Source organism: Streptococcus alactolyticus (assembly GCF_012277075.1).
Taxonomy (GTDB): Bacteria; Bacillota; Bacilli; order Lactobacillales; family Streptococcaceae; genus Streptococcus; species Streptococcus alactolyticus.
In genome coordinates this window covers 136,677-162,971 of sequence record NZ_JAAXMT010000005.1, presented here as the reverse complement: position 1 = coordinate 162,971, position 26,295 = coordinate 136,677, and the positions used below count along the sequence as shown (strand labels likewise).

General features: G+C 36.6%; 39 protein-coding genes and 1 pseudogene. 15 read left to right on the top strand and 25 right to left on the bottom strand.

Annotated elements, in window-relative coordinates:
* Positions 1–37 precede the first annotated feature (37 nt).
* From HFK82_RS02705 to HFK82_RS02625, 18 genes are all read right to left on the bottom strand, one after another.
* Positions 38–376, bottom strand: a complete 339-nt coding sequence (locus tag HFK82_RS02705) for an HNH endonuclease (protein ID WP_168260708.1) — start codon at positions 374–376, stop codon at positions 38–40.
* A gap of 113 nt (positions 377–489) precedes the next feature.
* The gene (locus HFK82_RS02700) at positions 490–930 is read right to left on the bottom strand and encodes a DUF1492 domain-containing protein (RefSeq protein WP_168261015.1); all 441 of its coding nucleotides are present in this window, start codon (positions 928–930) and stop codon (positions 490–492) included.
* 315 nt (positions 931–1,245) lie between these two features.
* A complete protein-coding gene (locus HFK82_RS02695; RefSeq protein ID WP_168260707.1) occupies positions 1,246–1,398 on the bottom strand; it encodes a hypothetical protein in 153 nt (50 codons plus the stop codon).
* A 59-nt stretch (positions 1,399–1,457) separates the two neighbouring features.
* Positions 1,458–1,742, bottom strand: coding sequence for a hypothetical protein (locus HFK82_RS02690; RefSeq protein WP_168260706.1), 285 nt, complete (start codon positions 1,740–1,742; stop codon positions 1,458–1,460).
* Between the two features lie 47 nt (positions 1,743–1,789).
* On the bottom strand, positions 1,790–2,281 hold the full coding sequence (locus HFK82_RS02685) for a DUF658 family protein (RefSeq protein WP_168260705.1): 492 nt from the start codon (positions 2,279–2,281) through the stop codon (positions 1,790–1,792).
* Entirely contained in the window at positions 2,274–2,522 is a 249-nt protein-coding gene (locus HFK82_RS02680) for a hypothetical protein (protein ID WP_168260704.1), read from the bottom strand. Before HFK82_RS02680 ends, HFK82_RS02685 begins: the two co-directional genes overlap by 8 nt.
* Positions 2,523–2,825: 303 nt before the next feature.
* Positions 2,826–4,115 carry a VapE domain-containing protein gene (locus HFK82_RS02675; protein ID WP_168261014.1) on the bottom strand — a complete coding sequence of 430 codons (1,290 nt, stop codon included), beginning with the start codon at positions 4,113–4,115 and terminating at the stop codon, positions 2,826–2,828.
* A gap of 41 nt (positions 4,116–4,156) precedes the next feature.
* Positions 4,157–4,975, bottom strand: coding sequence for a bifunctional DNA primase/polymerase (locus HFK82_RS02670; RefSeq protein WP_168260703.1), 819 nt, complete (start codon positions 4,973–4,975; stop codon positions 4,157–4,159).
* A 28-nt stretch (positions 4,976–5,003) separates the two neighbouring features.
* Positions 5,004–5,531 carry a hypothetical protein gene (locus HFK82_RS02665; RefSeq protein ID WP_168260702.1) on the bottom strand — a complete coding sequence of 176 codons (528 nt, stop codon included), beginning with the start codon at positions 5,529–5,531 and terminating at the stop codon, positions 5,004–5,006.
* 19 nt (positions 5,532–5,550) lie between these two features.
* Complete coding sequence (locus HFK82_RS02660) at positions 5,551–6,321, bottom strand: AAA family ATPase (protein WP_168260701.1); 771 nt, start codon at positions 6,319–6,321, stop codon at positions 5,551–5,553.
* Entirely contained in the window at positions 6,322–7,515 is a 1,194-nt protein-coding gene (locus tag HFK82_RS02655; RefSeq protein ID WP_168260700.1) for a DEAD/DEAH box helicase family protein, read from the bottom strand.
* Entirely contained in the window at positions 7,493–7,963 is a 471-nt protein-coding gene (locus HFK82_RS02650) for a hypothetical protein (protein ID WP_168260699.1), read from the bottom strand. Before HFK82_RS02650 ends, HFK82_RS02655 begins: the two co-directional genes overlap by 23 nt.
* On the bottom strand, positions 7,944–8,153 hold the full coding sequence (locus HFK82_RS02645; RefSeq protein WP_168260698.1) for a hypothetical protein: 210 nt from the start codon (positions 8,151–8,153) through the stop codon (positions 7,944–7,946). Before HFK82_RS02645 ends, HFK82_RS02650 begins: the two co-directional genes overlap by 20 nt.
* Complete coding sequence (locus HFK82_RS02640; RefSeq protein WP_206151237.1) at positions 8,150–8,407, bottom strand: hypothetical protein; 258 nt, start codon at positions 8,405–8,407, stop codon at positions 8,150–8,152. Before HFK82_RS02640 ends, HFK82_RS02645 begins: the two co-directional genes overlap by 4 nt.
* A 26-nt stretch (positions 8,408–8,433) precedes the next feature.
* A complete protein-coding gene (locus HFK82_RS09255; RefSeq protein ID WP_419579900.1) occupies positions 8,434–8,568 on the bottom strand; it encodes an FmdB family zinc ribbon protein in 135 nt (44 codons plus the stop codon).
* Positions 8,568–8,822 carry a hypothetical protein gene (locus HFK82_RS02635; protein WP_240928809.1) on the bottom strand — a complete coding sequence of 85 codons (255 nt, stop codon included), beginning with the start codon at positions 8,820–8,822 and terminating at the stop codon, positions 8,568–8,570. The genes HFK82_RS09255 and HFK82_RS02635 overlap by 1 nt, the downstream gene beginning before the upstream one ends.
* A 9-nt stretch (positions 8,823–8,831) precedes the next feature.
* Positions 8,832–9,002 carry a hypothetical protein gene (locus HFK82_RS02630; RefSeq protein ID WP_168260696.1) on the bottom strand — a complete coding sequence of 57 codons (171 nt, stop codon included), beginning with the start codon at positions 9,000–9,002 and terminating at the stop codon, positions 8,832–8,834.
* 107 nt (positions 9,003–9,109) lie between these two features.
* Positions 9,110–9,421, bottom strand: coding sequence for an excisionase (locus HFK82_RS02625; RefSeq protein WP_168260695.1), 312 nt, complete (start codon positions 9,419–9,421; stop codon positions 9,110–9,112).
* A gap of 107 nt (positions 9,422–9,528) precedes the next feature.
* Between HFK82_RS02625 and HFK82_RS02620 the strand changes: the two genes are divergently transcribed.
* On the top strand, positions 9,529–9,678 hold the full coding sequence (locus HFK82_RS02620; RefSeq protein WP_168260694.1) for a hypothetical protein: 150 nt from the start codon (positions 9,529–9,531) through the stop codon (positions 9,676–9,678).
* Here the strand turns inward: HFK82_RS02620 and HFK82_RS02615 are convergent.
* Positions 9,656–9,814, bottom strand: a complete 159-nt coding sequence (locus HFK82_RS02615) for a hypothetical protein (RefSeq protein ID WP_168260693.1) — start codon at positions 9,812–9,814, stop codon at positions 9,656–9,658. The genes HFK82_RS02620 and HFK82_RS02615 overlap by 23 nt on opposite strands.
* Before the next feature lie 181 nt (positions 9,815–9,995).
* Positions 9,996–10,184, bottom strand: a complete 189-nt coding sequence (locus tag HFK82_RS02610) for a helix-turn-helix domain-containing protein (RefSeq protein WP_168261012.1) — start codon at positions 10,182–10,184, stop codon at positions 9,996–9,998.
* A gap of 166 nt (positions 10,185–10,350) precedes the next feature.
* Here HFK82_RS02610 and HFK82_RS02605 point away from each other — a divergent pair, with 166 nt between their 5' ends.
* Entirely contained in the window at positions 10,351–10,605 is a 255-nt protein-coding gene (locus HFK82_RS02605) for a hypothetical protein (RefSeq protein ID WP_029188633.1), read from the top strand.
* A 117-nt stretch (positions 10,606–10,722) separates the two neighbouring features.
* Here the strand turns inward: HFK82_RS02605 and HFK82_RS02600 are convergent, their stop codons facing one another.
* A complete protein-coding gene (locus tag HFK82_RS02600; protein ID WP_156672583.1) occupies positions 10,723–10,938 on the bottom strand; it encodes a transcriptional regulator in 216 nt (71 codons plus the stop codon).
* 304 nt (positions 10,939–11,242) lie between these two features.
* On the opposite strand from HFK82_RS02600, the gene HFK82_RS02595 reads away from it, so the two are divergent.
* From HFK82_RS02595 to HFK82_RS02555, 10 genes and pseudogenes are all read left to right on the top strand, one after another.
* On the top strand, positions 11,243–11,599 hold the full coding sequence (locus HFK82_RS02595; protein ID WP_168260692.1) for a helix-turn-helix domain-containing protein: 357 nt from the start codon (positions 11,243–11,245) through the stop codon (positions 11,597–11,599).
* A gap of 27 nt (positions 11,600–11,626) precedes the next feature.
* Positions 11,627–12,007: an ImmA/IrrE family metallo-endopeptidase gene (locus HFK82_RS02590; protein ID WP_168260691.1), complete on the top strand. Its 381-nt coding sequence runs from the start codon at positions 11,627–11,629 to the stop codon at positions 12,005–12,007.
* Positions 12,008–12,063: 56 nt separating this feature from the next.
* Positions 12,064–12,267 (top strand): hypothetical protein, encoded by a 204-nt coding sequence (locus tag HFK82_RS09195; RefSeq protein ID WP_044023275.1) that lies wholly within the window; start codon positions 12,064–12,066, stop codon positions 12,265–12,267.
* A 24-nt stretch (positions 12,268–12,291) separates the two neighbouring features.
* Complete coding sequence (locus HFK82_RS02585; protein ID WP_240928808.1) at positions 12,292–12,546, top strand: hypothetical protein; 255 nt, start codon at positions 12,292–12,294, stop codon at positions 12,544–12,546.
* A pseudogene (locus HFK82_RS02580) lies at positions 12,510–12,863 on the top strand (S24 family peptidase); the annotation flags it as partial. The gene HFK82_RS02585 and the pseudogene HFK82_RS02580, both read left to right, overlap by 37 nt.
* Before the next feature lie 44 nt (positions 12,864–12,907).
* Entirely contained in the window at positions 12,908–13,330 is a 423-nt protein-coding gene (locus tag HFK82_RS02575) for a hypothetical protein (RefSeq protein WP_168260690.1), read from the top strand.
* Positions 13,331–13,333: 3 nt separating this feature from the next.
* Entirely contained in the window at positions 13,334–13,753 is a 420-nt protein-coding gene (locus HFK82_RS02570) for a hypothetical protein (RefSeq protein ID WP_240928807.1), read from the top strand.
* A 59-nt stretch (positions 13,754–13,812) separates the two neighbouring features.
* Positions 13,813–14,430 (top strand): DUF4352 domain-containing protein, encoded by a 618-nt coding sequence (locus HFK82_RS02565; RefSeq protein WP_168260689.1) that lies wholly within the window; start codon positions 13,813–13,815, stop codon positions 14,428–14,430.
* Between the two features lie 251 nt (positions 14,431–14,681).
* Complete coding sequence (locus HFK82_RS02560) at positions 14,682–16,277, top strand: SIR2 family protein (protein WP_336497863.1); 1,596 nt, start codon at positions 14,682–14,684, stop codon at positions 16,275–16,277.
* 274 nt (positions 16,278–16,551) lie between these two features.
* Positions 16,552–17,709 (top strand): tyrosine-type recombinase/integrase, encoded by a 1,158-nt coding sequence (locus tag HFK82_RS02555; RefSeq protein ID WP_168260687.1) that lies wholly within the window; start codon positions 16,552–16,554, stop codon positions 17,707–17,709.
* Positions 17,710–17,806: 97 nt separating this feature from the next.
* On the opposite strand, the gene pyk is transcribed toward HFK82_RS02555, so the two are convergent.
* The 3 genes from pyk to HFK82_RS02540 form a co-directional block, all read right to left on the bottom strand.
* On the bottom strand, positions 17,807–19,309 hold the full coding sequence (pyk, locus tag HFK82_RS02550; protein ID WP_168260686.1) for a pyruvate kinase: 1,503 nt from the start codon (positions 19,307–19,309) through the stop codon (positions 17,807–17,809).
* Between the two features lie 78 nt (positions 19,310–19,387).
* On the bottom strand, positions 19,388–20,404 hold the full coding sequence (gene pfkA / locus HFK82_RS02545) for a 6-phosphofructokinase (protein ID WP_168260685.1): 1,017 nt from the start codon (positions 20,402–20,404) through the stop codon (positions 19,388–19,390).
* 91 nt (positions 20,405–20,495) lie between these two features.
* Complete coding sequence (locus HFK82_RS02540; protein WP_168260684.1) at positions 20,496–23,603, bottom strand: DNA polymerase III subunit alpha; 3,108 nt, start codon at positions 23,601–23,603, stop codon at positions 20,496–20,498.
* 161 nt (positions 23,604–23,764) lie between these two features.
* Here HFK82_RS02540 and HFK82_RS02535 point away from each other — a divergent pair, with 161 nt between their 5' ends.
* The 3 genes from HFK82_RS02535 to HFK82_RS02525 are packed head-to-tail and all read left to right on the top strand — an operon-like array spanning position 23,765 to position 25,608.
* The gene (locus HFK82_RS02535; protein ID WP_168260683.1) at positions 23,765–24,133 is read left to right on the top strand and encodes a GntR family transcriptional regulator; all 369 of its coding nucleotides are present in this window, start codon (positions 23,765–23,767) and stop codon (positions 24,131–24,133) included.
* Positions 24,133–24,834: an ABC transporter ATP-binding protein gene (locus tag HFK82_RS02530; protein ID WP_168260682.1), complete on the top strand. Its 702-nt coding sequence runs from the start codon at positions 24,133–24,135 to the stop codon at positions 24,832–24,834. Before HFK82_RS02535 ends, HFK82_RS02530 begins: the two co-directional genes overlap by 1 nt.
* 9 nt (positions 24,835–24,843) lie before the next feature.
* Positions 24,844–25,608 carry an ABC transporter permease gene (locus HFK82_RS02525; RefSeq protein WP_168260681.1) on the top strand — a complete coding sequence of 255 codons (765 nt, stop codon included), beginning with the start codon at positions 24,844–24,846 and terminating at the stop codon, positions 25,606–25,608.
* A gap of 41 nt (positions 25,609–25,649) precedes the next feature.
* On the opposite strand, the gene HFK82_RS02520 is transcribed toward HFK82_RS02525, so the two are convergent.
* Positions 25,650–26,255, bottom strand: a complete 606-nt coding sequence (locus HFK82_RS02520) for a TVP38/TMEM64 family protein (protein WP_394992503.1) — start codon at positions 26,253–26,255, stop codon at positions 25,650–25,652.
* Positions 26,256–26,295: the final 40 nt, after the last annotated feature.

Here is a 26,295-nt window from a genome sequence, read left to right as displayed (position 1 = left end):
ACACCCGTTATAGGTGGGATAATTCGCCTTTTCTATGCTATTTTTTGCCATAATTTTCACGATTAGCTTTAGCATCGTTGCATGCTTTACAGCTTGCTTGAAGGTTCGTCAAGTCTAATCTTCTTTTCCAATCTTTTTTTATTGGAATTATATGGTCAACCATCGTTGCTTCTCCTCCACACATTTGACAGACATAATCATCACGAAGCAACACTAACTTACTTGTACTTCTCCAAGCAGAACTATTATAGAATCTTGTCAGCTTCTTATCATAGTTCCATCTTGTCTTATTATAGTTCTTGTACTCTTCGCTTCGACTATCAAAGTCTACTTGCTTTCGCTTTCCACCAACGATAGTAAGCTTCTGTGGTTTCATATTCCTTTTCCTTTTTTTTGCATAACAAAAGGAGCTACCTTTTAGCTCCCCTCGTCATTATTTCATACTACTATAATACACCATCTCATTGTATTTGTGAGTATTACTTTGTACTATTCCCGTACGATTCCGTATTGATTTAGTATAATGTTCAGACTTTTTACAGCTTTTGCTTTGATAGTGTAATATTTGTTCCTATTTAATTCCAGCTTATCAATAGCTTCGTCAAACGTTTGACAGTTTAGATAAGTAGTCAACAGGACATAGCGTTGAGCACTATCAGGTATTTGCATGATAACGCCGATAATTTCCTCACGTCGTTTTGTCAAGCGGTCAATCTCTGCCAGTCCATAATCTGACGCATCGATAATCGAGACGTTTTTGTCCGTCTGTGACTGTCGAATACCACCGCTCACTTTCATATCAGACCATTTCGGAGACGTGAGCAGCGAGCTTCTAGTAGCTTCAACATCTAATTTTAATTGTTTGATTATTTTAGGAATCAGTCTTAGTTCTTCCAATAAATATTCTGCTTCTGTTTTACTTTTAGCCACCACTCACAACCTCCAAATATGTTATAATATTAAAAGTGAATATAACATTGGAGGTCCTTACGTGAGTAGGGCTTTTTCTTTTTGGGCAGGCTCTCGCCTTGCATAATAACAGCCGACTGTTAGAGCTGCGTTAGATTGTAGAAGTAACTTAAATTTAGAAAAGTCTCCTCACTTTCTATTTTAAATTTCAGCCTCGCCAGTTTGCGCCTAGTAACAAACCAACTTGTACTTTTAGAAATTGCAAAGGAGTTCCTCCATTCTATTATTTAATTCTAGGCTACACCCATGCAAGGGCTCGAACCTTGCTAGATACCGTTATGGGTTGCTGTCGTTATTATCTGTCTGATAAACAATTACCTGATTATCTTCTAATACCTTTATCTTCGCATTCGCATCTTTCAACTCCTCTTGCAAGTCTGCAATCTGTTGCGTGTAGCCTACTTTAACGCTCTCAAATCCAGCGTACATGCTAGCTATCAGCACACCTACGCTCATGCAGACCGAGAGGGTAAACACCCAGTTAAATTTCATTGGTTAACCTCCATTTTTGATATGAGTTTCCATTTTTTGACAATCTCTTCAATTTCATCATCGTTTTCGCCTCTATAATTAAAGTTAATTTTACGAAAATAATTTTTCATACACATTCGAATATTACTTTCTCCTAAAATAAAATAAATTTCGTTACATCCGCTATCTTCGCCGCAATTTTGACAGCGTCGTGAACATTGCAAGTAATAAGCCGGAAAATCATCAATGCGTTCGATGATGAAATTATCAAAGCGCCCTCTAAATAAGTATTGTGTTTCCATTGTTTATCCAATCATCATTTTAATAATCACCGCAACAATAATAGTAATCATAATCCGCATAATGCTGCCGCCTTCATCGTGGTATATTTCCGTATACGTTGCTTGTCTTCTTTATCAGAAACAACATCTGCAACTTCAATTTTATCTTCAGGCGGTTCTTCGTCATAGCTAACTTCTTCCATGTGCAGCTTTACTCTTTCAATGCCGTTTCGCTGTTCATACTGTGAAAGATATCCCAATTTTACCCCTAAAAATTGAGCGCACTTCTCACGAGTACCAGTGAATAACCATTCTCCATCCTTAAATAATTGATATACCCAAACCTTGCGGCGTTCTTTTTCCTCTCGTGTTTTGCGTGTGAGTGTTCGTATTTCTCTTCGTTTTTCCTGCAGAATATGAATTCCTTTGCGGTGTCTAGTATATACCGTAACTGGTGAAATCCCTAACTTTTCAGCAATCTCATCAGCTGTTCCTGTAAAAACTACATTCCCATCTATTATCAAATCATAGATAATAACTTGCCTTTTGTAATTAGCCATTTTTCATCACCTTCAACATCATTTTTTTAACTTTTTCGTTTGGCAAATCTTCTAACCGTTGCAATTTTCTAGCTTTATATGCACTTATGCCAAGTAATTCAGCAACATCTTCTGGTTCGCTGATGCCTTTGCTATATAACCAGTCAATAAATTCATCCAAAATATCGAGAACCGTTTTGCTATATGTTTCATAATGCGTCACGGAATATTTTGCACGCATTTTGTTGCCGCCTTTTTTCATATTTTTACCTCAAAATATCAAAGGTAACCGAGTAACCGATAAAAAACACTTTTTTATTTATTTCCTACACCTATATTCGTAAGAATCCCTTTATATCAACATTCTTTATATATTTACTATTTTATATAATACTTTTTATAAAAATATAAGTTATCGGTTACCTTTTATATAAGAAAGTCAATAATATCAAGGGTTTAAGTGGGTAACCGAACTCTAAAATTATCGGTTACTTACGGATACCTACGGATACTTTTTGTCAAAAGGTAACCGATGGTAACCGATAAAATCAGAGAAGTAACCGAACTATTTTTTGATTTTTCGTTTAAATCCTTTAGTGTTTTTACCGGCTATTTTGAATTGTTTCTTCTCCCATTCAGGATGATTATCCATGACCATATTGATTTTCGTTGACAGCTTTCTATCGTTCGAACTTCTCATAAACAAGTTATACATCATTTCTCGTGTTGAAACTTTTGTCAATTGAGCCTCACCAGCATCAAAACCATGGCTGTTGTCAAAATAGGCTTGCGTGTATTGATGTTGCTTTTGAGCAGACATGCTTTCCCAATTTGACGGAATTGGCATATCTAAGTATTCCAAGACTTGCTGTTCGACTTCGTCTCTGTACATGAATCGTTCGCGATAAACGTTTAATTCTTGCTCTGTTTCTTCATCGAACATCAAACTTGCACCATTTTTAAAAATTGTGACGGCTTCACCCCAGATTTGTTTAATTGTTTCTGGTTCGATTTCCATCGGATGTTTCTTTTGGTTCTCGGCATTTACCATAATCGGTAAGAAACGACGTTCACCTGTCTTATCCTTTAGATATTCTTTTTGGTTAGTCGTGCGTGCCAAAACGAAGTTTTTAGCAAATTCCTCTGTTCGTTTCATGTATGGTTTTCTGAAACGTAAACTTGTTTTTGAGATAAAAGCCTTGGTTTCAGCAAATGACATTCGATTACTTGCCACCATTTCATCATCATTAACAATCAAACTCTTTAGCATGATATCGTAATTATCTTTGTTTGAGAAATCTGTGACAGCATCTGTGTACCAATTGCCGCCTAATTTTTGAAGAAGCGATGTTTTACCAACACCTTGACCGCCAACCAAATCTAAGACATAGTCAAATTTAACATATGGATCATACACCTTCGCAACTGCACCTACTAACCACATTTCAGCAATTTTTGAAACTAGTCCTATGTCGTCAGCGCCTAAATAGACTTGAAACATACGATCGATTCGCTGTCTGCCATCCCATTCTTTAGCTGCTTTTTCCATATATTCAACTACGGGATTGTAAGTTCTTTCTGAGAAGAATGTTTCCATACCATCGACCATCGCTTGATTTGAAAAAGCTACTTTCAACACGCTTTCGAAATACACTTTAACAACTGAATCAAAATTAGAAGGTAGCTCACCTTTTTTGAAATGAGTGTTACCGATTTTGATGTCTTTGATTAATTCATGTTCTTGCGAGAATTCGTTGTGTTTTAAATAAATACTTAATTGGTCATCTGACTTAAAAGCCATTAAGACATTATTTGGACTGTTAGCTCTAATATTGCCATCTTTCGTGGTAATCATACCTGCATTTCTGTCAATGCTAATCACATCACCAATTACAATCACCTTCTATCTTTTTTAATCATACTTTCAACAGTCCGTTCCACTTCCTGTTGAGGAAGTGGGCTGATACTGTTGTTATTTGCTATTTGAGCTAATTGAAAAACTAATTCATCATCAACCGCCCTGTACAGCAAGCCGCCAACAAAGCTAGTGAGCTTGTCATTACGTCCACCTTCACCACCAAAACCAACCGCGATGGTTTCGAACAATTCAGTTGTCTTACTTTTAGTTTTCTGATACGTTCTTGCTCTTAAAGCTCGCAAGCCGTCTTTACCATCGTAGCTATGCCCGTTTGTTAAAGCATATTGTTTTTTAATAGCTTCTATTAGTTGTTTTGACGGAGTTACCATCGTCAAACCTTCTTTAGATTTCTCTAAATCCCACTCGTATTGACCTTTATCGGTTGCCGATGGCGCCACTAAGACGTAATTGTTTGGATGCGCTTTGATGTCAACACCTGGAAGGAAACCAATCATTTGACTGATTTGAATATCTTCTCTTTTAAAATAGAAAAGATGCTTTCCGCCACTGGCAGTCTTAGCTTGTAAAGTTGGCTCGATAAGCTTTAAACCATCCCATTTTTTCAAGCTTTCAAATCCGTTGGTTGGTCCATGCTTATCAATGTCGATGACGAAAAAATTAGTCGTTCGAACAGCGATGTTAGCATTCGGATAGCCGTTCCAAAAACTTTCAATTTCATCAGCTGACATCGTTTTGTTCGCGAAGTCAATCAACGGCATTTTATTTTTTGGATTGATTGGAATTACTGAAAAGCCTAGCTTATTGTACTTCAAAGCATAATCTTTCATGCAAGACATGCTAACATCTCCTGTCTAATGCAGATTTTTAGAATGGAAGGTCATCATCGTCAATTTCAGTAGCTGACATAATAGGTTGATTTGCTTCCTCTTCGATATCGTAATTGCGGTATTCTTTCCCTTTTTTAGAAACACCTTCGTCAATAATAAGATTGAAATAAGAACCAACCGCTTTACGTTGAAGAGCTTCTTCCATGGCTTTACCATCTTCAAAATCACTATTTTTAAGCTCATCACCAGCCAAAACAATAACTTTTTGGAAGAATTTAATAGTTTTTTCGACAGACCAGCCTAAATCGATTGTTTTTCCATCTTTTGTTTCCCAAGTATCAAGTGTTCCGAAAGTGACAAAATCTGAACGTCCATCGTAATCACCACCGCGGACTTCAAATTGATAACCGAGACTTTCCCAGCCACTATCTGAAATGTTGAATTTCGCTTTTTTTAACACAACCGGATAAGTACCAGCTGGAATTGCAGGTTGTCCATTAACACTATCTTTACGTGGATCAAATCCATTCTTTTTAAGTCCTTTTGCAATATCTAATAAACTCATGTGTATATTCTCCTTTTAATTAAAATAAATCTTCGTCGTTAGTTGTTTTCGGTTTCGCTTCAGCTTTAGCAACTGATGCCGTTTGTGTTTTTTGGTGAGCTGGTTCAACAGCTCCTCGAATAGTTTGTAAAATCTTTAAAATCGCTTTGTCATCAACTTGGTCTGCATAGTAGGTTTTACGTTTTCGGTCGACTTCACGATTGTAATTGTTGCCAATTTTTTCGGTGTGAATCATCAAATCTGAATTACCATTGATGAGATTGACATACTTATCTTTCAAACTTGGTTTGTCTTTGGTTGCATTGCCTTTATCGTCATATTCTGAAATTTGACGACTAATATAAATGACATTCATTGGTAAAGCTTTTAAATCAATAACAAGCTCTGTCAAAGCTTGATTGAAATAATCATAGCCTTTACCATAGCTAATTTCAGATAATGACTTAACACCGAACTGACTGCAAACAGCCATTTTGATCATGTCGATAACATCGTCAATAACATCGACTACTACTGTTTCGTAGGTGTGTTCTTGCGTTTGCAAAGCCAGTAAGATTTCACTAAGCTGGTCGATAACTGATTTTGTAATACGTCCGCTCCTGTCTCGCGCATTGATTAATTGAATCGCTGGTACACTGTTAGCACTAGCATTTCCGTCCGTGTTTAAGACGATTGGATTCGGAAATTCGTTGGCCAAGTAAGATTTTCCGCTCATTGTTTCACCGTAGATGAAATAGTTTCGTGGTGTGTCTCTCGGCACTTGTGGTTTGTTTTCTGGTAGTTTAAACATCTATTCTCCTTTATAATAAAATTCAATAACATTGACATCATGCTGCTGACGACTTCCTGTTACTCGCCATAGGAGCTGGCGATAATCATCATATTCACCGCTATCTTTGTCAACTGGATCAAGAACGACAATTGTTTGAAATCGATACTGAAGACCATCAACGCCAACACCCAAAACTTGACTTGTAGCAACGACTGTTTGGTTATCAATGCCTTCTTTAACATCTCCTGTCCAAATTCCTGTATTTGGATTGCGTTCATGAATGACGTTAACAACCTGTTTCGATTTACTAACAATCAACATGCCATGTGGTGCCCGCTCAATTAAACCGTCCAATTCTTTTAAAAGTGGTGTATCAGCGTTGACGGCTTTTATTTTCGGAAAGTCAACAATTACACCTGTTTGACTTAAGTAGCGTTCAAACGTCTTACGACCAAATGATTGTTTGGCCATTGCGGTCTTGCCGTCGATTGTTACTAAGTTCATTTTTTTAAATTGCTTTAATTTTTCAGGATTAGCAACAGGAACTGTCTTTTGAAAAAATTTGATGTCATAGCCATTGTTCTTTTTGGCATTTTCAATCTCTTCAATTTCTTCCCAACGCATGAAATTTGGTAATTTAGATACATAGCTTTCATAGTCTCTAAAGTCATCCCATTTCTCTTTTGAGTAAGAGAATGGATCATATACCATTTTTCCGTGTGTTTTCTGCCAATCAAATTTTCTGTTAGGATTAGCAAACCCCCACAGCGTTTTTTCTAGCGGATAGAAATTTTGTCCTTTTTTCCTAATCGGTGTGGCTGATAATCCTATCGTGTAATTGCGCTTTATCTTGGCATATGCTCGCACGTTTTTATCACTTGATACATTTTGCCACTCATCAATAATAAGTACGTCACAAGCTATTTTTTGCGTTTTGACACGATTTTGTAAAGCTCTATCAGTTAGGTAGATAACTTCAAAGTCTTTATCGAATTCAAATTTTTGAACTGTTTCTTTCCAACCGTCTAAAATAGCTACTCGATTATTAACAATGATGACTTTGTCAACACTTTTAGCTTTACAGATTGATAAAGCACAGATGGTTTTGCCTCTACCGCCTAAAGCTTCTAAAAAGATACCGTGAACAGGATTTTTAACACTCTTTTTTAAAGCTTCTTCTTGCCATTTTCTAAGCGTGATTTCGATGTTCAATCACCACCTTCCCAATGTCTTGAATAACTTCTTCAATGTCGTTTCGCATTGCGTAAAATAGCCCAAGTCTGGCGGCTGCTCGGCAATCTTGATGATGGCTTTTTTCAAATTTCCATAGACCCAAAATTTTTAAGAGATTATCTGGAATGTCAGATTTATAACCAGCATTGCGTTGCAAAATTAAATTCGGAAAGCACATTTTGATAAAAGCAATCGTCTCCAATACTGAATTATCTTTTGACTTGTCATTATCGCGAGCTTCGAATTTTTCAACAACAACGACATCTGGCTTTAAATCAAATCCAATAGTCGTATACCACTCTTTAAAACCTCGCATGCCGTATGTTGCTATCCAAGAACATTCAAGCCTTGCATTGTCCAACAAAACAATTCCAGTTGTACTGGTTTTGATTTTGTTTGAAGATGGATCAATAGCTAAAATCTTCACGTTCCCACTCCTCAAACTCGTTACCAGTCAGACCAACCCATTCGACAAGAATAGTAGCAACATCTTCTATACCAAGCTGGTAACCAACGATTTCATGCTTCCAACAATGCTTATTCAATTCAATTTCATGGTTTAACCAATCTGTAGCGTTATAGCTAACACCGTCAAAATACTGCTTTACAAAAATCATTTCCCATATTTCTCCTCGACTAGTTCTGTTAGCACTGTTTCAAAATCATTAAAACTTTTGATTTGTCTTTGTCTTTCGACAAAAAGTTCTTCAGTCGGAATATCATCAAAAATTGGTTGCCAGCGATTAATAATCTCTTGCATAGCTTCGTTGACTTCTTTTTCGATTTCCTTTGTGAATTCACCATCTTTAATTTGCATAGTTTCGTTACTGACACCACCGTATTTTTCAAAAACTTCTGGTGCTAAAATCAATTTTTTTCGTTTATTTACATATACTCTCATTCGTATGCCCTCGCTTTCCATATTTGATAAATATCTTCGCTTTCGCATTCTGGACATTCAATCGGTGGGTAACTGTCAATAATTTCCCAGCGCTCGCCACAATCCAAACAGCGATATTCGTATGTGTACATTATTGATTCCTTTCCTCTCTTTCGCTCATAGCGTCCTTTTTTATCTCTAGCTGGTCTATCTCGTCCAGTTTGCCGATACATTTATCAAGCGTTGATTGCAGTATGTAGCCATCTGAGATAATGATATCCAGTAGATTTGCTTTTGCGTTGACTTTGTAACTGTTTGTTAGCTCGTTGTTTAACCGTCTGTTTTCGTCCCTGAGGGCGCTGTTTTCGTCAAGCAATCCTTGCATACTAAATCCTCTGTTTGTCATGGTTACACCTCAATACTTGCCTAATTCGTGCGCTGTCATTTGTTTCATAAGTCTGTCACGTTGCTCCCAACGTCTTTCAGACGCTTCGTGTCCGTTTTCTTCAATCGTCCATTTCCATGTTGGTTTTTGGATAACTTCTTGTTTTTTAGGTTTTGCAAAAATCCAATTAAATAATTTCATCTTCTATATCCTCCAAATCAAAAATTGATAATCGTTTGCCTGCAAACGGTAAAACGATTATTTCAGTTAACGTTAAAACTGTGACTGCGATAATTAAATATGTCATGTTATATTCCGACTCTTTCTTCTAGTTTGATATTTTCCAGCATTTCTGCTAATGTTTCTTTTTTTGATAAATATCTATTGCGCGATTTCCATTTAACAAATAGTTCAAATCCTTTGTAATTGATAAAAACTATTCGATGTGTAGGATTATCAATATATTTCCTAAATTCTGGATGTTCACGCATTTCGGCTGCCCACTGTTTGGCAACGCTCTTGCTCAAACCTTCCCAACGTTGCATCAAGTGGTCATAATCGCCCCACTCTGCTTTTTCGTCGTTACCAACAGCTTTATACGTTATATTTGCTTTCGGCATAGCACACTCCTTTTAAATGTGATATAATCTAGTTAAGTTTTTTTGTGTAAGTCACTGATTTTTCAGTGGCTTTTTTGTTATAATCATCTCGAAAAGGAGGTGATTATATGATTTCTAAAGAGCAAATCGCCCACGATTTGGCTATCGCAGTTATCACAGCAAAATTGTCTAAACAAAATTGTCCACAATCTTCAAGACAGTTGCTCGTAGATTACGAAGCCGAATTGAAAGAAATCAAGCGTCTTCAAGGGCTATAACCATTGAGTATGCTTCATAAGCTTCTGACAGTTTGATAAGCGTTAAAGCCCTGTGGCTTTCTCTTCTGCTGTCAGAGGTTTTTAATTCGTCTAGGATAGACTGCATTGCTTCTAAAATAAGTTGTTCTGTTTTCATGCCATATCCTTTCTTTTTTGGTTTTCCAGCTAGGCTGGTATAGTCCTAGCAGACCTAATGGAGCTTCATTTCAACACGTCAATTATCTATAATTTTTAAGGAGGTTGTCTGCTAGAACTGTAGCAACCTAGCTGGAAATGTGTATATTGTCACCTATCTGTTTTTGATAATGCTATTTCTTTCATGTATTATCCTTTCTAAATTCATCTAAGCTAACATCTAAAGCGTCAGCGATTTTGACCATATTTCGAAATGAGATTTTACTATTTCGAATATTTTGGATTGTGTTTTGACTAATTCCTGCTTTTTCCGCAAGTTCTTTTTTTGTCATTCCTTTTTCAATCAAAATATGATTTAATTTTTTCCACATATTTTCACCAAACCACAATATGTTGTATCTGTTTTTGATTTTACTCACTACATTTTGTGGTTAATCCTACTTTCTGCTATAATATAGATATGACAATCAGGTAAAAACTTTAACTACCAATTTAAGCGATTTCCTGTGAGTCAAATATTAAGGAAAGGAGAATAGTATGTCTGAACACTTAGTCACATTTCTGAAACACCGTACAATCATCACAGGTCAAGCAACAGTAGAATTTAGGTCTGAAATTGATTACACAATCGTTGCAGGCGAGGATGAAAACAGTATGGTTCAAGCAATAAATTTTTGTAAAAATGGTTTAGTAGTGCTTTCAAACTCTGAAACAAGAGAGTTATGGTCAAATCGTAAACCAATTCTAATTACAGAAAACGGTAAACAAGTTTTTACTTTTGAAACTGAATAACAGCCTGATTCAGAAGTACAGATAGCTTTCCGTTCTTGGAACTCAGAACTTGCTTATTAGCAGGTTCTTTTAATTTTTGTCTATACGGATAACGTTTTGGTTTCATGTTTGCTCCTTTTAATTTTCTTCAAATTCTTCCCATGGCTCACGAATGCTAAGAATTTTAGAAACACGTAGTTTTAAATCAACACTACCTTTACCAGTTTTGAGCAAATCGGTAATGGTACCTTGACTTCGTAAACCAACCGCTTGTGTTAAATCTGCTTTCGACCAGTTTTTTTCTTTCAATCGTTGTTCGACTAAAGCAATCCATTTTTTATGTTGCTGACTCATTTTGTATATTTCCTTTCTTTAAAATGGTAAAGCGAATTTTTTTGCGAATTTTTTATGCTTTTTATTGACTTTTTTAAATCAATAGATTAAAATCAAAGTATAAGAAAATCACTAACAAAATACTTGATAAATACTGATAATCAAAGTCGCCAAACTTATTTTTTTAGTTTTATCTTCGTTTTTTGTTTCGCTTATTCATTCGCTTTACATTTTATATTGTAACCTATTGATTAAATAAAGTCAACGGTTTTTAATCAAAAAATTACAATATTTTTTTGTAATGCTTAGAAAGGTTGTTATATCAATGTTTCCAACATTCGAAAAAATTAAAGAACTCGCTGATAAAAAAGGGATTTCAATCAATAGATTAGAAGAACAACTTGGTTTTAGTAGAAATACAATCTACAACATGAAAACCAAGAAGCCTAACGCAGAAAGAGTTGCAACAATCGCCGACTATTTCAATGTGTCTACAGATTATCTATTGGGACGCACTGATAATCCAAGAATTGCTTCTGATGATACTGCATCAGAATACACTACTGAAGATTTACGTAAAATGGCAAGAAACGCCAAAACATTTGACGGTAAACCACTTACTGACGAAGATGTTGATGCAATTACAAACATTATTGAAATCTACTTGAAAGGTAGAAAATAAAAATTACTTAGCAAAGGAAGATAGTCTATGACTATTGAAGAACTTGTTGAATCGTATGGAGTTACACTAGCTTATTTTGATAACAAGCTATGGCCACGACCTGGAATCTATATTGATGACATTAAAATTATCTTCGTCAATAAATCACTTTCGGAAGAAGCTATGAAGAAAGTTGTTTACCATGAGCTTGGACATCTTGAACATGACTCTAGCCAATATCAAAGACATCATGAACAATTTGAATTGCAAGCTAACCGCCACATGATCCGTCTCTTGTTAGAAGAAGAGTTGAGAGAATCAGATTATGAATTCAACTACGTCAATTTCATGCAAAGGCACCAATTGAATACTGTAGCTGATGAATGCATGGTAATTGATGAATACTATAATTTAATGGATATTGTTTAAAAAAGCTATGTGCAATCACTGAACCACAATAAAAGCTGGAGAATGGAGAAAAAAAGATGGGATTGTTTGCTAAACGCTGTCCATATTGCAGAAGCACTAATATTCAGTTTATGAATCAGGACAGAAAAAATTTCAATGGTTGTGTTGGTTGTATTGGATTTTTAATTTCTTGGCCACTCGTCCTACTTGGACTTGTCGGTAAGAACGGAAAAAACAACTGGCACTGTAATAACTGTGGTAGAACCTTTAAAAGTAAATAAAGGGTAAAGTTATAAAAAGGGATTTTGTTAACAAAAATAGTAAGTGGTGAAAAGCAAAAAAGGCCGTTTACAACAAACGACCTACAACTATTTAATGCATTTTACGATATTAAGAAAGATGGACGCTATTGCTACCACTATAAAATCGGTAATCGATATAGCTACGCTCCAGCTTTCTGTGAGTTTTTCATTGAAGAGATTGAACGAAACCCTGAAACATTCGTAGAAAACTTGAAAAAGAGGACAATGCAGTATCTGCTGGAACTGGCCAATTTTTAAGTGATGTACAAAAAGAAACTATCACGTTGCCTGTTGAGTATGACGCAGATTTTGTTGTCCCTGTCTACGGTGATTCAATGGAACCAGAGTATCATTCTGGTGACTATGTATTTGTAAAACTTTCTGTTGACTTATCCAGCGGTGATGTTGGTGTATTTGAATTATATGGCGATGCTTATATAAAAGAAATTACTATAAAAGATGATCATGCATTTTTGCATAGTTTTAACACATCTAAATATCCGGATATTGCAATTGACGCTGACAGCGACTTCCGTGTTATCGGGAAAGTCGTTGGTAAATACTCTGAAAAATAATTACTATATATGCTAATAAATTTATTTAAAAGGAAGAAATCAATATGACAAGTATAGAAATGAAACCCAACCCTTTTAGGGAAAAAATGACCGCAATTCGAATTGTTAAACCTGATAGCGGACAACAATTAGGAACTATCAATAACCTAGATATGTATCCTGGTTCAACAACTCTAGTTGCTTTCCTGGATTTTTTCAATCTTAAGCCAGAAACTAACTACACTTTATCGGTTTTTGCTTTTTTCCCAGATGGTTCAAACTACCCTGTCCACGCTACAAGAGTATTTATAAAAAAAGAGGATTTTACTCTATTAAAAGATGGTTATGGTAAAGTAACAGGGAATTTTGATTTCAATTTTACAATTCAAAACCCGAGCGATTTTTATTTTTTATTTGTATTAATGGATGGGAACGGTAATGAGTTAGATACAGCATATAGCTATCACTACTTTGGTAAATGGGGGTAAAATATGCCAGCTGAGATACAGGCTAAGACGCAAGATAATTTTAAGCCCACTAAATCAAATATCACACCTTTGCAGAGTGAAAAAACTTCATCGACAACTACCCAAAAATACTATAATGGTATAATGGAATCAGAATTAAACATGGGGGATTTCACTATGTCTCAAGATACATACTCTAAAACAGAAATTGATTTAAAATTAGATAAAATCAATTCAGATACTCAGCACGGTTTTGAAAGAATTGATTTAAAATTCGACAATTTTGAAAAAAGAATTGAAAATCTTTTACTTTCTCAAGAAAACAAAAGAATCGAAGAGCAAGCCAAAAATAGACGCGAGTTCATTTATTGGTTCGTTGGATTATTTATTAGTTCTATCATCGGTATAGCAGCAATTATTGTTACTATACTAATGACCAAATAATCAAATATGTGCAAACCTGAACCACGGTAAAAGCTGGAATAAAAAGGGAATTGTAAAAAATGAAAAAGTTTATCAAAATGCCACTTTTTTGGTCAACGGTCGTTTTAGGATTGTTAACAATTATATTTGCATTCGCTACCTATTCGCTGGCTGATAGGGTGGATGCGATTAATGACGCATTAGACAAATATGGCATGTATTATGACGAAAAAGATGATGACATTTATCGCGAGAGTTCATCGAATAAGACGAGCTACTCAAGTAACTCCTCTGAAGAAGAGGAAGAAACAACTACTGCTTCATCTTCAAAAGAAGTGCAATTTTACAAAACAGGAACCGGAATCGATTTTTCAAATGGTTTGATGGTTAAAGTCAACAGCATTACTCAAGACACTTCTAGAGCTTTGAATGATGATACAGGAAATATTCCTGTAGTCGTTAACTTTACAATCGAAAACAAAGGAAACAGTTCATGGTCAATGAATCCACAATATTTCAGTATGGTAGACGGTTCGAAAAATATTGCTAATTTTGATAGTTCAAGCTATGAAACAGATTTTCCAAACAGTTTGACAGCTGGACAATCAATTACAGCTGATATTGTTTTTAGCGCTAAAAACGACGGTCCTTATCAAGTTACTTTCGCTGACACGACGTGGTCTAACGAATACGATTAAACAAAAAATCCCTCACACTCTCCATCGCCAAACTTAGAGTGTAAGGAATAATTGGTAGTAGGGAACTTGTTCAAGAACTACTTGAACAAGTTGAGGAGAATTTACTTGGAAAATAAAAAAATAGTATAAAACACTTGACACATATTGAAAATTAAGAAAACATAAAGTTTTTTATTCAAAAAGCCAGTTACTAAGTATTAATAAAGTAAAATCAAAAAACGATTCTGTTCAAATAATTTAGATTGTGAGGTGTGAGTATTTTGCTTAAAGACATTATTGAAAGTAACAGTTATCCTATTGTTTTTATAGGCTCAGGAATATCCAAACGTTATTTAGAAAATTTTCCCACTTGGTCAACCTTATTAGAAGAGTATTGGCAAAAGCTAGGTGAAAAATCATCCATATTTAGTTATATGAGAAGTATAAAAAAAGAAATCAAAGATACTATTTCTGATGATGAAAAAGATTTTATCGTTAATATAAAAACTGCGTCATATATTAAACAAAAGTACGATGATTTATTTTTTGACGGAAGTTTTTCACTACATGGTCTTGATCAGAGTACTGCTTATCACGAAAAAATTTCGCCCTTTAATTTTTCTCTTTCTGAAAGGTTTAAGAACTATACCATCAAAGAAGATATGAAAAATGAAATTGACTTATACAAAGTATTTTTATCAAAAGCTAAAGTAATTATCACAACTAATTATGATACTCTTACCGAAGATTTATTAAATTCTATAAATGAAAAGCCAACTATATACATAGGTCAAAAAGGTTTTTTCGATGATACATATAATTGGTCTGAATTATTTAAAATACATGGAGACGTAAAAGACCCTAGTAGTATCGTCATTACGGAGGAAGATTACGACAAATACGATAAAAATTCAATTTTAATAAGCGCTAAGATTCTTTCAAACTTAATAAATTCCCCGATAATTTTTCTTGGATATTCGCTTTCTGATAGAAATGTTCAAAAGTTATTATCTGACTTTGCTTCTCAATTGCCAGACGGGGATGTAAGAAAAAATAGTAGTCGTATAACTGTTGTAGAATATTCTAGTGGGGAAGATGAACTTATAGAACAAATAGTAAATAACAATTTACTAAATATATCTTATTCAACTATAAAAACTGATAATTATTCTAAAATTTATAAAGAAATTTCAAAAATCAATCAAGGATTGACAGCATATGAAGTGAGTAAGTATGAGTCTTTGGTCAAAAATATTATTATTACTGCAGGTGCAAAAGGTAAACTTGATAGCCATCTAGTTTCACCTCAAAATCTTGATAGTTTGTCTGAAGAAATTAAGAAAAGACGACTTGTAGTTGCTTTAGGTGATAAAAAAAATATGTTTGTCAATCCTAGCATACCTGATTATGTAGAAGATTATTTTTTAGATAATGCTTCATTTCTACCAGAAGTTTCCCTGCCAGTAATTGCTGGAGAGCATACTACAGCAAGAATTCCTTTTGTAAAATATGTAAAAAATATAAACTACCAAGAATATGATTTTCTTTCTACACGTAGCAAAAGAAAAATAAAAAGACGTATATCAGAGATGGGGTCGCTACAAAAATTAATAGACTCAATTCCTAAAACAAATAAAAAAGAATATTCAACTTTGGAAGAAATTTTAAATTCTCCTGGAAAGATGAATAAAAAATTAGAAATCATTGTATATAATATTAAACACTTAGATAGATTGAAACTATTAAATTTTATTCAAAATAACGTACTAACCGAATTTAGAAATAACTATAATAATAGTTTGTCAACCTCACAACAAAGAAGACTTCTACTAGCATACGACCTTCTTGAAAACGGAGATTTAAACTAAAAAAAGACCGGTGAGTTCCGCTCATGAACCTAAGTCCTAACGGAAAACAAACGGTCTAAACAAGAAACAGACATCTAATACGGCTAGAGGTAAGCAACTCTTGTTATATTGTTAGCAATAGTATAACAAAAGTTATATGAAAAGTAAAATAAAAAATCCCTACACTCTCCGTCGCCAAACTTAGAGTGTAAGGAAATTGGTAGTATAGTAAAAACCTGCATACTGTAGGCCTCTTTACTATACCCATTTTATCAAAAAAGTGAGGTAAAAACAAATGTGGATTGAAGAATTAACCAACGGCAAATATAAGTATTTCGAGCGCTACAAAGACCCATATACCGAAAAATGGCGCAAAGTATCTGTAACACTTGAAAGTGCTTCTAACCGAGCGAAAAAGGAAGCTCAAAAAATTCTTGAAGAAAAAATCAAAACAGCTTTAAGGAACTTAAAAACTTCTGATGCTTACTTCACTGATGTTTTAGATTCATGGTGGGAATTTCACAAAAAAGAAATCAGGCGTACTTCTATTAGTGCTCTCACAAGTAATGTTAGACTAGTACGTGAAACTTTTGGTTTAAAAACAAAAATTACGAAGATTGATACTCTTTATGTTCAAGACTATATAAACAAACTTGATATTTCACGCCCAAAATTAGAGCGCGTTAAATCAATATTAAACCTATCTTTTGATTACGCTGTAACTATTGGGCATCTCAAGATGAACCCTGCTAGACAAGCAAAACTTCCTAAAAAAGTTCTAACCCTTGAAGATTACGAAAAAATCAAGAACAAATATCTGGAAATTGAAACAGAGTTAATTCCATTAATTAATGAATTACGACGCACGAAACGAACTTACTTGAATTCACTGATTGCCGAATTTCTATTTTTAGATGGTGCACGTATTGGTGAAGTCGTTGCTTTAGAAGATATTAATTACCGTAAAGACGATAATTTTGTAGATATTTTTGGCACTTTAGACAGCGTCCAAGGATACAAGAAAGCCAAAAAAGAACCACCCAAAACACCTGCTGGCTATCGTAGCAATAAGTTATCAAAACGAGAATCAGAAATATTAGATGAAGCTATTAAGATTCGAGATTTAAACAAAAGTTTAAATCCTAATTGGATAACTATGGATCGTAGCTACATATTTGTAACTAATCGTGGAGTGCCTATCCAACGTAATTCATTTAATGAATCCATCAAGGCCGCTAATCAGCGACTAGAACATCCAATTAATAAACCTATCAGCTCACATATCTTTAGACACACGCTTGTTAGTTATTTGGCTGAAAAAGGTGTTCCTTTAAAAGCTATCATGGATCGTGTTGGACACGAGGACAGTGACACCACAATGAAAATTTATACGCATGTTACAAACAAGATGAAAGACAAAGTTGTCGACATGATTAATAAATTACCACTTTAGTTTGCCCCTTCTGTGCCCCTCGCTACCATTTTGACATAAAAAAAGCCCTATCACACAGGCTAGAAAGCTTGATATGATAGGCTTTTTTATTAATTAATTATTTTACAGTGCGGATACGCATGGTGTTTGTACCACCTGAACCAACTGGAACACCAGCGACGATAACGATATTGTCACCTGATTGAACCAATCCTGATTCAAGAGCAACTTTTTCAGCCACTTCAAACATGTCGTCTGTTGAAGCTGGTTTTTCAGTTACGATTGGGAATACACCCCAGTTAAGCATAAGTGATTTTTGAGTGATTTCATCAAATGTAACAGCCAAGATATCTGCATCTGGACGGTATTTTGAAATCAAACGAGCTGTGTTACCTGATTCAGTAAGAGCAACAACTAATTTGATGTCCATTGAACGAGTTGCGTCTTTAACAGCAGATGCAACAACTTCTGTCTTAGATGTACGATCAAATGCTGATGAATCAAGACGTCCGTATTCATTAAGAAGTGTTTGAGCGTTTTTATCGATAGTTGCCATTGCACGAACAGATTCAACAGGGTATTTACCGTTTGCTGATTCACCTGAAAGCATTGTAGCATCAGTACCATCGATAACAGCATTAAATACGTCAGATACTTCTGAACGAGTTGCACGAGGTTTTTCAGTCATTGATTCAAGCATATTTGTTGCTGTAACAACGATTTTACCTGCAGCGTTAACTTTAGTGATGATCATTTTTTGATATACTGGAACCATTTCAAATGGAACTTCGATACCCATGTCACCACGAGCGATCATAATACCATCAGCAGCTTCGATGATTTCATCGATGTTGTCGATACCTTGTTGGTTTTCGATTTTAGCCAACAATTTCACATGTCCGTTACCAGTTTCTTCACAGATAGCGCGAACTTCGTTAACATCTTTTGCAGTACGTACGAATGAGATAGCGATAAAGTTAAGACCTTGTTCAAGACCAAATCGAATATCAGCGTTGTCACGTTCAGCAAGAGCTGGGAATGGGATTTTAGTGTAAGGAATGTTTACACCTTTTTGTTTAGCGATGATACCGTCGTTTTCAACTTCAACTTCAAATTCGCGAGTTGCTTCGTCTTTAGCGATAACACGAAGACCAAGTTTACCATCGTCAACAAGGACTTGTTTACCAACTTCAACGTCATCAAAGATATCAAGAGCACCAGCTACGTTCAAAGCAATGACTTCACGAGTTGATTTGATACCTTGTTTAGTTGCAACGCGGATTTTTTCACCAGTTTTATATGAATATTCTTTAGCATCGCCTTCAAAAAGTTCAGTACGGATTTCTGGACCTTTAGTATCAAGAAGGAAACCAACTTTTTGACCTGCAATTTCTTCGGCACGGCGAACAGTTTTCATGCGTTCACCTTGTTCTGCGTGGTCACCATGTGAGAAGTTGAAACGGAATACGTTTGCACCTTCTTTGATCAATTCTGCAATTTTTTGTGCTGATGCTTCAACATCAAGGCTTTCACCCCAATAACCATCTTCACCAAATTTTTTACCACCGCGGAGTTCTACCGCAGGACCAAGTGTAGCAACGATTTTCACGCGTTTATTCATAATAATCTAAAACTCCCTTTATATTTCGTCGATATACGACGTTAGTAACAATAATAACTTTACATTAAGTAAATAGTCTTAAATATGAGCGATATCTCGATTCAATTCTGCGAAATCAAGACGTGCTTTGTGTGGCATATTAACAATGATGCTGCCATCTTCTGCCAATGAGAACAAGGCACCTTCTTCTTTTGTACCAAGAATTGGGCTTTCAACAAGTTCTTCATTGTGGATACCAACAGCAAGACCACCACGTCCTTCAAGAAGAAGGTCAACGGCATGAGCACCCATCCAAGAAGCAAGAACACGGTCACGTGGAGATGGTGCACCACCACGAAGGATGTGTCCAAGGTTAGTTGAACGAAGGTCGCTAGTGTCACCAGCTTCCTTCATTAATTGTGCGAATTTATCAGCATGCATCACACCTTCAGCAAGAACGATCAAGTGACGTTCTTTACCTTTGTTTTCGTAACCATCTTTTACTTTTGCAACAACATCGTTAATGTCGTATGGTTCTTCAGGAATGATGATTTGATCAGCACCTGCAGCGATACCAGACCAAAGAGCGATATCCCCAGCGTTACGTCCCATTACTTCAACAACGAAAGTACGACGGTGACTGTAAGAAGTGTCACGAATTTTATCAAGGGCATCTGTTGCTGTATTGACAGCTGTATCAAAACCGATAGTGTAGTCTGTACCAGCAATATCGTTATCGATTGTACCTGGAATACCAATAGCTGGGAATCCATGTTCTGTCAAACGCATAGCTCCGTGGTAAGATCCGTCACCACCGATAACAACAACACCTTCGATACCTTTTTTCTTAAGTTGCTCAATTCCTGCCAATTGACCTTCAAGAGTGGCAAATTCAGGGTAACGAGCAGATTGAAGGAAAGTACCACCGCTTGTCAAAATGTTTGATACACTTTGATCATCAAGTGGGAAGATGTCTCCCTCAACCATACCAGCATAGCCGCGGTTGATTCCGAAGACTTCCATGCCTTCTTTAATTGCTTTACGAACAACTGCACGAACGGCAGCATTCATACCAGGGGCGTCGCCGCCACTAGTTAAAACAGCAATACGTTTCATTTTGCGTATACTCCTTTTATTAATCTAACGGTTATTATTATAGCACATAATCTTGTAAAAAGTCTCACTTTATTGTTTTTTTACCCAATTTTTATTGATAAATCGTTTTCACTGCGTAAAGAGAGAGGGCTTTTAGAAGTTGTGGGCTTTTTTGGACAAGATGTCTTTGGCTTTTTAGCGTTTGCTTGCTATCTTGGTAGTGCAGCATCACTGGAATATTGCCTGGGTATTGCGACAAAATGTCTGAGACTTCTTGGTCATATAGGTGATTTGGCAACAAAAGCCAGAGGCGTTCTGAACTAGCTTCTTGTACGCGATTCAAAATCATTTGCAAACGGTCGTTGCGTTTTTGCACCTTGCCTGTAAGATAGTAGAATCGGCCTTCTTGCAAATCTGTTTTAAATTGGGCATATCTTTCAGGAAAAGCCGTCACATCAAATAAACGATGCATGTCTGTGACCGTTAGAAAAGCCATTTGTTCTCCCTTAGTCTTAGTCCTAATCACGCGCATCTGTTTTAATTCAACCAAGATAGTCGCTTCGCTATTTTCCCGCAAATCCTCTAAAGGGGTAAATGGCACGGTGGACTGCTTGGCAATTTTCAAAAGTGGATGCGGGCTAATGCCTACGCCTAATATTGCTTGTTCCAGGCGGTATTTTTCAGCATCTGAATAATCATCTACTTCTGTCCAACTATAAGCACTATCGGCAAATAAACTCCCCAACTCCGTCACAAAAAGGAAAAGCGAATCCAAGTTAGCACTAATTTTATGGCGATTTTTATCAAAGACATCAAAGGCTCCAACCTCCACCAAAGGAAGCAACAAGTCCTTCTTGCGGTAATTTTCAGGTAGGCGAATCAGGAAATCTTCTATCGTTTTAAAAGGACGATTCTCAATAATCCAGTAGCACAAATCACGCGGAACCCCTTTTAAATCTTTTAATCCCAAGAAAATCTGACGGCCAGAAATCTTATTTTGATAAGGTACGGTGTTGATGTTAATCGGCTGCAAGGTGAAATGGGCTTCTAAGGCATCTTTGACATAATCTACGCTGGCGTTATTTAGCATGACATCGTAGAAAACATCAGGATAATGTGCTTTAAAGTAAGCCAGTTGAAATGCTAAGGCTGAATAGGCAAAGGCATGACTGCGGTTAAAGCCATAACCTGCAAATTTGGCCATGCGGCTAAACAATTTCTTAGCGGTTTCAATCGGATGACCTAGGCGTTCAGCGCCTGCTAAGAAGTCTGCTTCCATTTGTTGCATGGCTGTAAGATCTTTTTTTGACATGGCACGTCGCAACAAATCCGCTTTACCAAGCGTAAAACCAGCATACACTTGGGCAATCTGCATCACCTGTTCTTGATACAACATAATACCGTATGTTGGCTGTAAAATAGGCGCTAATATAGGATCAATGACATCTACTGCTTCTTTTCCAAATCGACGTTTGATGAAATTCTCCGTATAATCGCTGGCACCAGGACGGTTCAAACTGGTTGTGGCAACGATGTCTTCAAATTGTCGTGGCTGGATGCGTTTAAGCAGATTGATAGCTCCAGCTTGTTCAAATTGGAAAATGCCTTTTGTTCGACCTGCCGCAAACAAAGCCAGAGTTTCCTTGTCCTCCAAATCAATGGCCTTAATATCAATAGCGACATGATAATCCTTAGCCACTTTTTCTTGCATACGTTGCACAAAGGTCAGATTGCGAAGGCCAAGGAAATCCATTTTCAAAAGCCCATTGGCTTCAACAGCAGAGGCATCATACTGAGTAACCATCAAGTCTTCCCCAGCTTTTAGTGGAATATGATTGGTCAAATCATCGTCACTCATCACTACACCAGCCGCATGGATAGAAGTCTGACGTGGGTTCCCTTCAATGCGTTTAGCAATAGCAAAAGCCTTCTGATACTCTGGTTTTTCGTGAATTAACTGGCGAAAGCCAATATTTTTCTCATAAACCGAGGTCAACGTATCTCGAAAACTGATTTTTTTGGTGAGGCGGCTCAGTTCGTATTCAGGCACACCGAAGCGTTTAAAGACATCGCGAATGGCTTGCTTGGCTCCAAAGGTCGAGAAAGTCACAATTTGGGCAGAATGTTGACTACCGTAACGGTCACGCACATAATGAAGAAACTCGCTACGGTAAACGTCAGGCAAATCAATATCAATATCTGGCATACTGTAACGTTCCGCATTTAAAAACCGTTCGAATAGTAGGTTATTTTTAACAGGATCTATTCCTGTGATGTCAAGGGCAAAAGCAACCAAGCTCCCTGCCGCAGAACCACGCCCCATTCCCATATAATAACCACGACTACGACCAAAACGCAACAAATCCCAAACAATCAAGAAATAATCATCAAATCCCATCTGATGAATAACAGCTAATTCCTTTTCCAAGCGTTCTTGATATGCGGGTAACCACAATTGCTTGGATTTCAAGCCTTCTACCGTACGCTCGACCAATTCTTCCTGAGCGGGTTTGTGACGGTTAAACCGTGGTAATTTTAAATTGGTATCAAAAGTATAATCAATAGTAGAAACGAGTTTTTCTAAGGTCTCAAGGGCTTGGGGGAAACGTTCTTGAAAGGTTTGTGTGACTTGCTGGCAGGAATAAAAGGCTTGCCTTTCAGGAGCTGGAGCGGCTTCTTTTAAGGAAAGATTGTCCCGAATAGCATGCAAAACATGAAGCGTCTGCCTTTCGCTGGCTTCAAAATAACGAACCGTTTGCAAGGGTACTAAAGGCTTAGGGTACTCTTTTTGAGGAGACTGCAAATGAACACCGATATAATAGTCAAAAGGAAACGCTACCTCTTCTATCCCTTCCACATAAGGAATAATCACAGCAATCCCAGGCAAATAAGAAGGCAGATCCTCTAACTCAAGTCCTGAAGAAAGCTGTTTGCTGGACAGTTTCATGAGGTTCTGATAACCCAAGGTGTTTAAGGCAATCAATTGCACCGTCACTGTCTGCCACTCTTTTATCGAAAAAGCACACTCCAATCCCAAAACAGGCTGCAACCCTTCCTTTTTAGCTTCTTGAATAAAATGAAAAGCCGCGTACAAATTATCCCTATCCATGATGCCGATCGTTTGATAGCCCAAATCTTTCGCTTTTTGAATATAGGTTTTCAAATCAATCAAACTGTCCATAAAAGTATAGACTGTCTTTGTATCTATCTGTGCAAACATGCCAAAAACTCCCTTGTTTCCTTAATATGTCTATTATACACTATTCAGCGAGCAGGATAAAATACCTAACTTAAGTTATGTTTTCTTGACTTTTTAGGCTTATTTTTGTACCATTTTTTTAGTACAAAATATTACTGACATAAAATAGAAAGGGGCATCGTATGTCCTGGAATTTTGATGAAAAATCACCTATTTATATTCAAATTGCGAAACACATTAAAATGAAAATCATCAGTCAAGAAATTAAAAGTGGCGACCAACTCCCCACCGTTCGTGAATTAGCCGAAGAAGCTGGGGTCAATCCTAACACGATGCAACGTGCCTTTTCAGAATTAGAGCAAGAGGGCATGGTTTTTTCCAAAAGAACCTCAGGGCGTTTTGTGACAGAAGATGAAAAACTCATCAAACAAAAACGCCACGAATTAGCAACCGAGGAACTCCAGTCTTTTGTACAAAATATGCATCACATCGGCTTTGATACAAGCGACATCATTGCTGTCCTAGAATCTTATGTTAAGGAGAATCACTGATGACAACACCATTACTTCAATTACAGCATGTTAGCAAACAATACAAAAAGCAGCCGGCTATTGATGACATCACAATCCGGTTTTCTTCTGGTAAAATCATCGGTTTACTAGGACCAAACGGAAGCGGTAAGACCACCTTGATGAAACTGATCAACGGTTTGTTGCACCCTAATTCTGGGGAGATTGTCATTGACGGTTACCGTCCGTCCAAAGACACTAAAAAAATCATTTCCTACCTGCCTGATACTTCTTACTTGAGAGATAACATCAGAATTGAAGAAGCCATCACCTTCTTTGACGATTTTTACGAAGACTTCTCACGACAAAAGGCGAAAAAACTCTTGGCAGATTTGCAGCTGGATCCTAAGGAATACCTTAAAAATCTATCTAAGGGAAATAAGGAAAAAGTGCAACTTATCTTGGTAATGAGCCGTAAAGCCAAACTTTACTTACTTGATGAACCAATTGGTGGTGTGGATCCATCAACCAGAGAAACGATTTTACGCACCATTATCAATAACTACTGCGAAGACGCTTCTGTGATTATCTCAACCCATCTCATTTCAGAGGTAGAGCCCGTCTTAGACGAGGTTGTTTTTCTTGATAAAGGAAAAGTGATTTTGCAAGGTTCTACTGATGATTTACGAGCTGAGCATGGCAAATCAATTGACGCACTCTTTCGCGACACTTACCGTCATTAAGGGGGATTTATGTTCACTACATTATTAAAATACGACTTAAAATCAATTGGACGCTGGTACATCGCCCTAAATACAGGCATTTTAATCAGTTCTTTTGCCTTAGGGCTTAGCCTTAGATCCTTTGAATCTTTTGCCCAAACGACAAGCAGCTCACCAAATCATGTGATGCAGCTCATTCCGCTGATTTTAGCAATGATTTTTGGCATCTTGGTAGCAGGGTCTTGGGTGGCTACGGTGATTATTATCGTTCGCCGTTTCTACCAAAGTATTTTTGGTAAGGAAGGTTATTTGACCCTCACCTTGCCAGTCACCACTCATCAAATAATTCTATCACGCTTACTAGCCGCTTTTATCTGGACCTTGTGCAATACCCTTGTCCTCATCATTGGCGTAGGACTCTTGATTTTGCCTATGTCAGGCGTTGGGCAATTTCTTATCGCTCTGCCTCACATCGTATCTTTGCTGACCATAAGCAAATGGGAAATCCTGCTTGTTTACCTAATAGCAGCTACTATTTCAGAGATTCTCATGTTCTATCTCGCTATCACTATTGGACAACTCTTTACGAATCGCCGTATTCTCATGAGCTTTGTTGCTTACTTTGCCATTGCCATTATCGGCACAGTCTTGTCAAGTATAATCGATTCCCATTTATTGAAAAACATTGTTGATATATCCTATTTTGGTTATGCCACTATCGGAGAAATCATTGACATTCTCATTTTCTACTTCATAACATACTATTTATTGGAAAATAAAGTTGATATTCAGTAACAAAAGAATAGCCGTCCCTTGAAGGGACGGCTATTCTTTTGTTAACTCAAAAATTGTCTAATAAAATCACCGCCGAAAATCCACAAATAACTATATGATAGAATTGACACAGGCTTGGTGAGTAAGATAATCCAAGTAAATCGTTTCACAGAAATGTGTGACAAACCTGTCACCATCACGATGACATCAGCAGGCGAAATAGGCGCTAGCATTGATAAAATGAAAAAGAGTTCATAGCCATGCGTTTCCAACCTAGCCGTGTATTTATCGTAGGTCTTTTCATTTACAAACAAGAGAATAAAGCGCTGCCCAAAAACACGAACCAATAAAAAGAGAATCACGCTTCCAATCACAATCCCAATGTAATTGTAGATAAAGGCGGCTAGCGGGTCAAAAATCAAGAACCCCGCAACCGTCGTCACCCCACCTGGAATCACAGGGAAAACCACTTGGAAAATTTGCACCAGGATAAAAATGAGGGGACCAATCAAGGGACGAGCATGGATAAAATCTTTTAAGACATTGCTATCATTCAAAATGCCGAGTCGGTAGAACCATATCACTAAAAATACTGTTCCAATAATCGCTAAAATACCTAATAACTGAATCAAACGCTGGAAAAACGCGTAAAGGTTTATCTTTTTCATCATGTTGTTATCATATCATAACTCCTGTTTTTTTGCTATT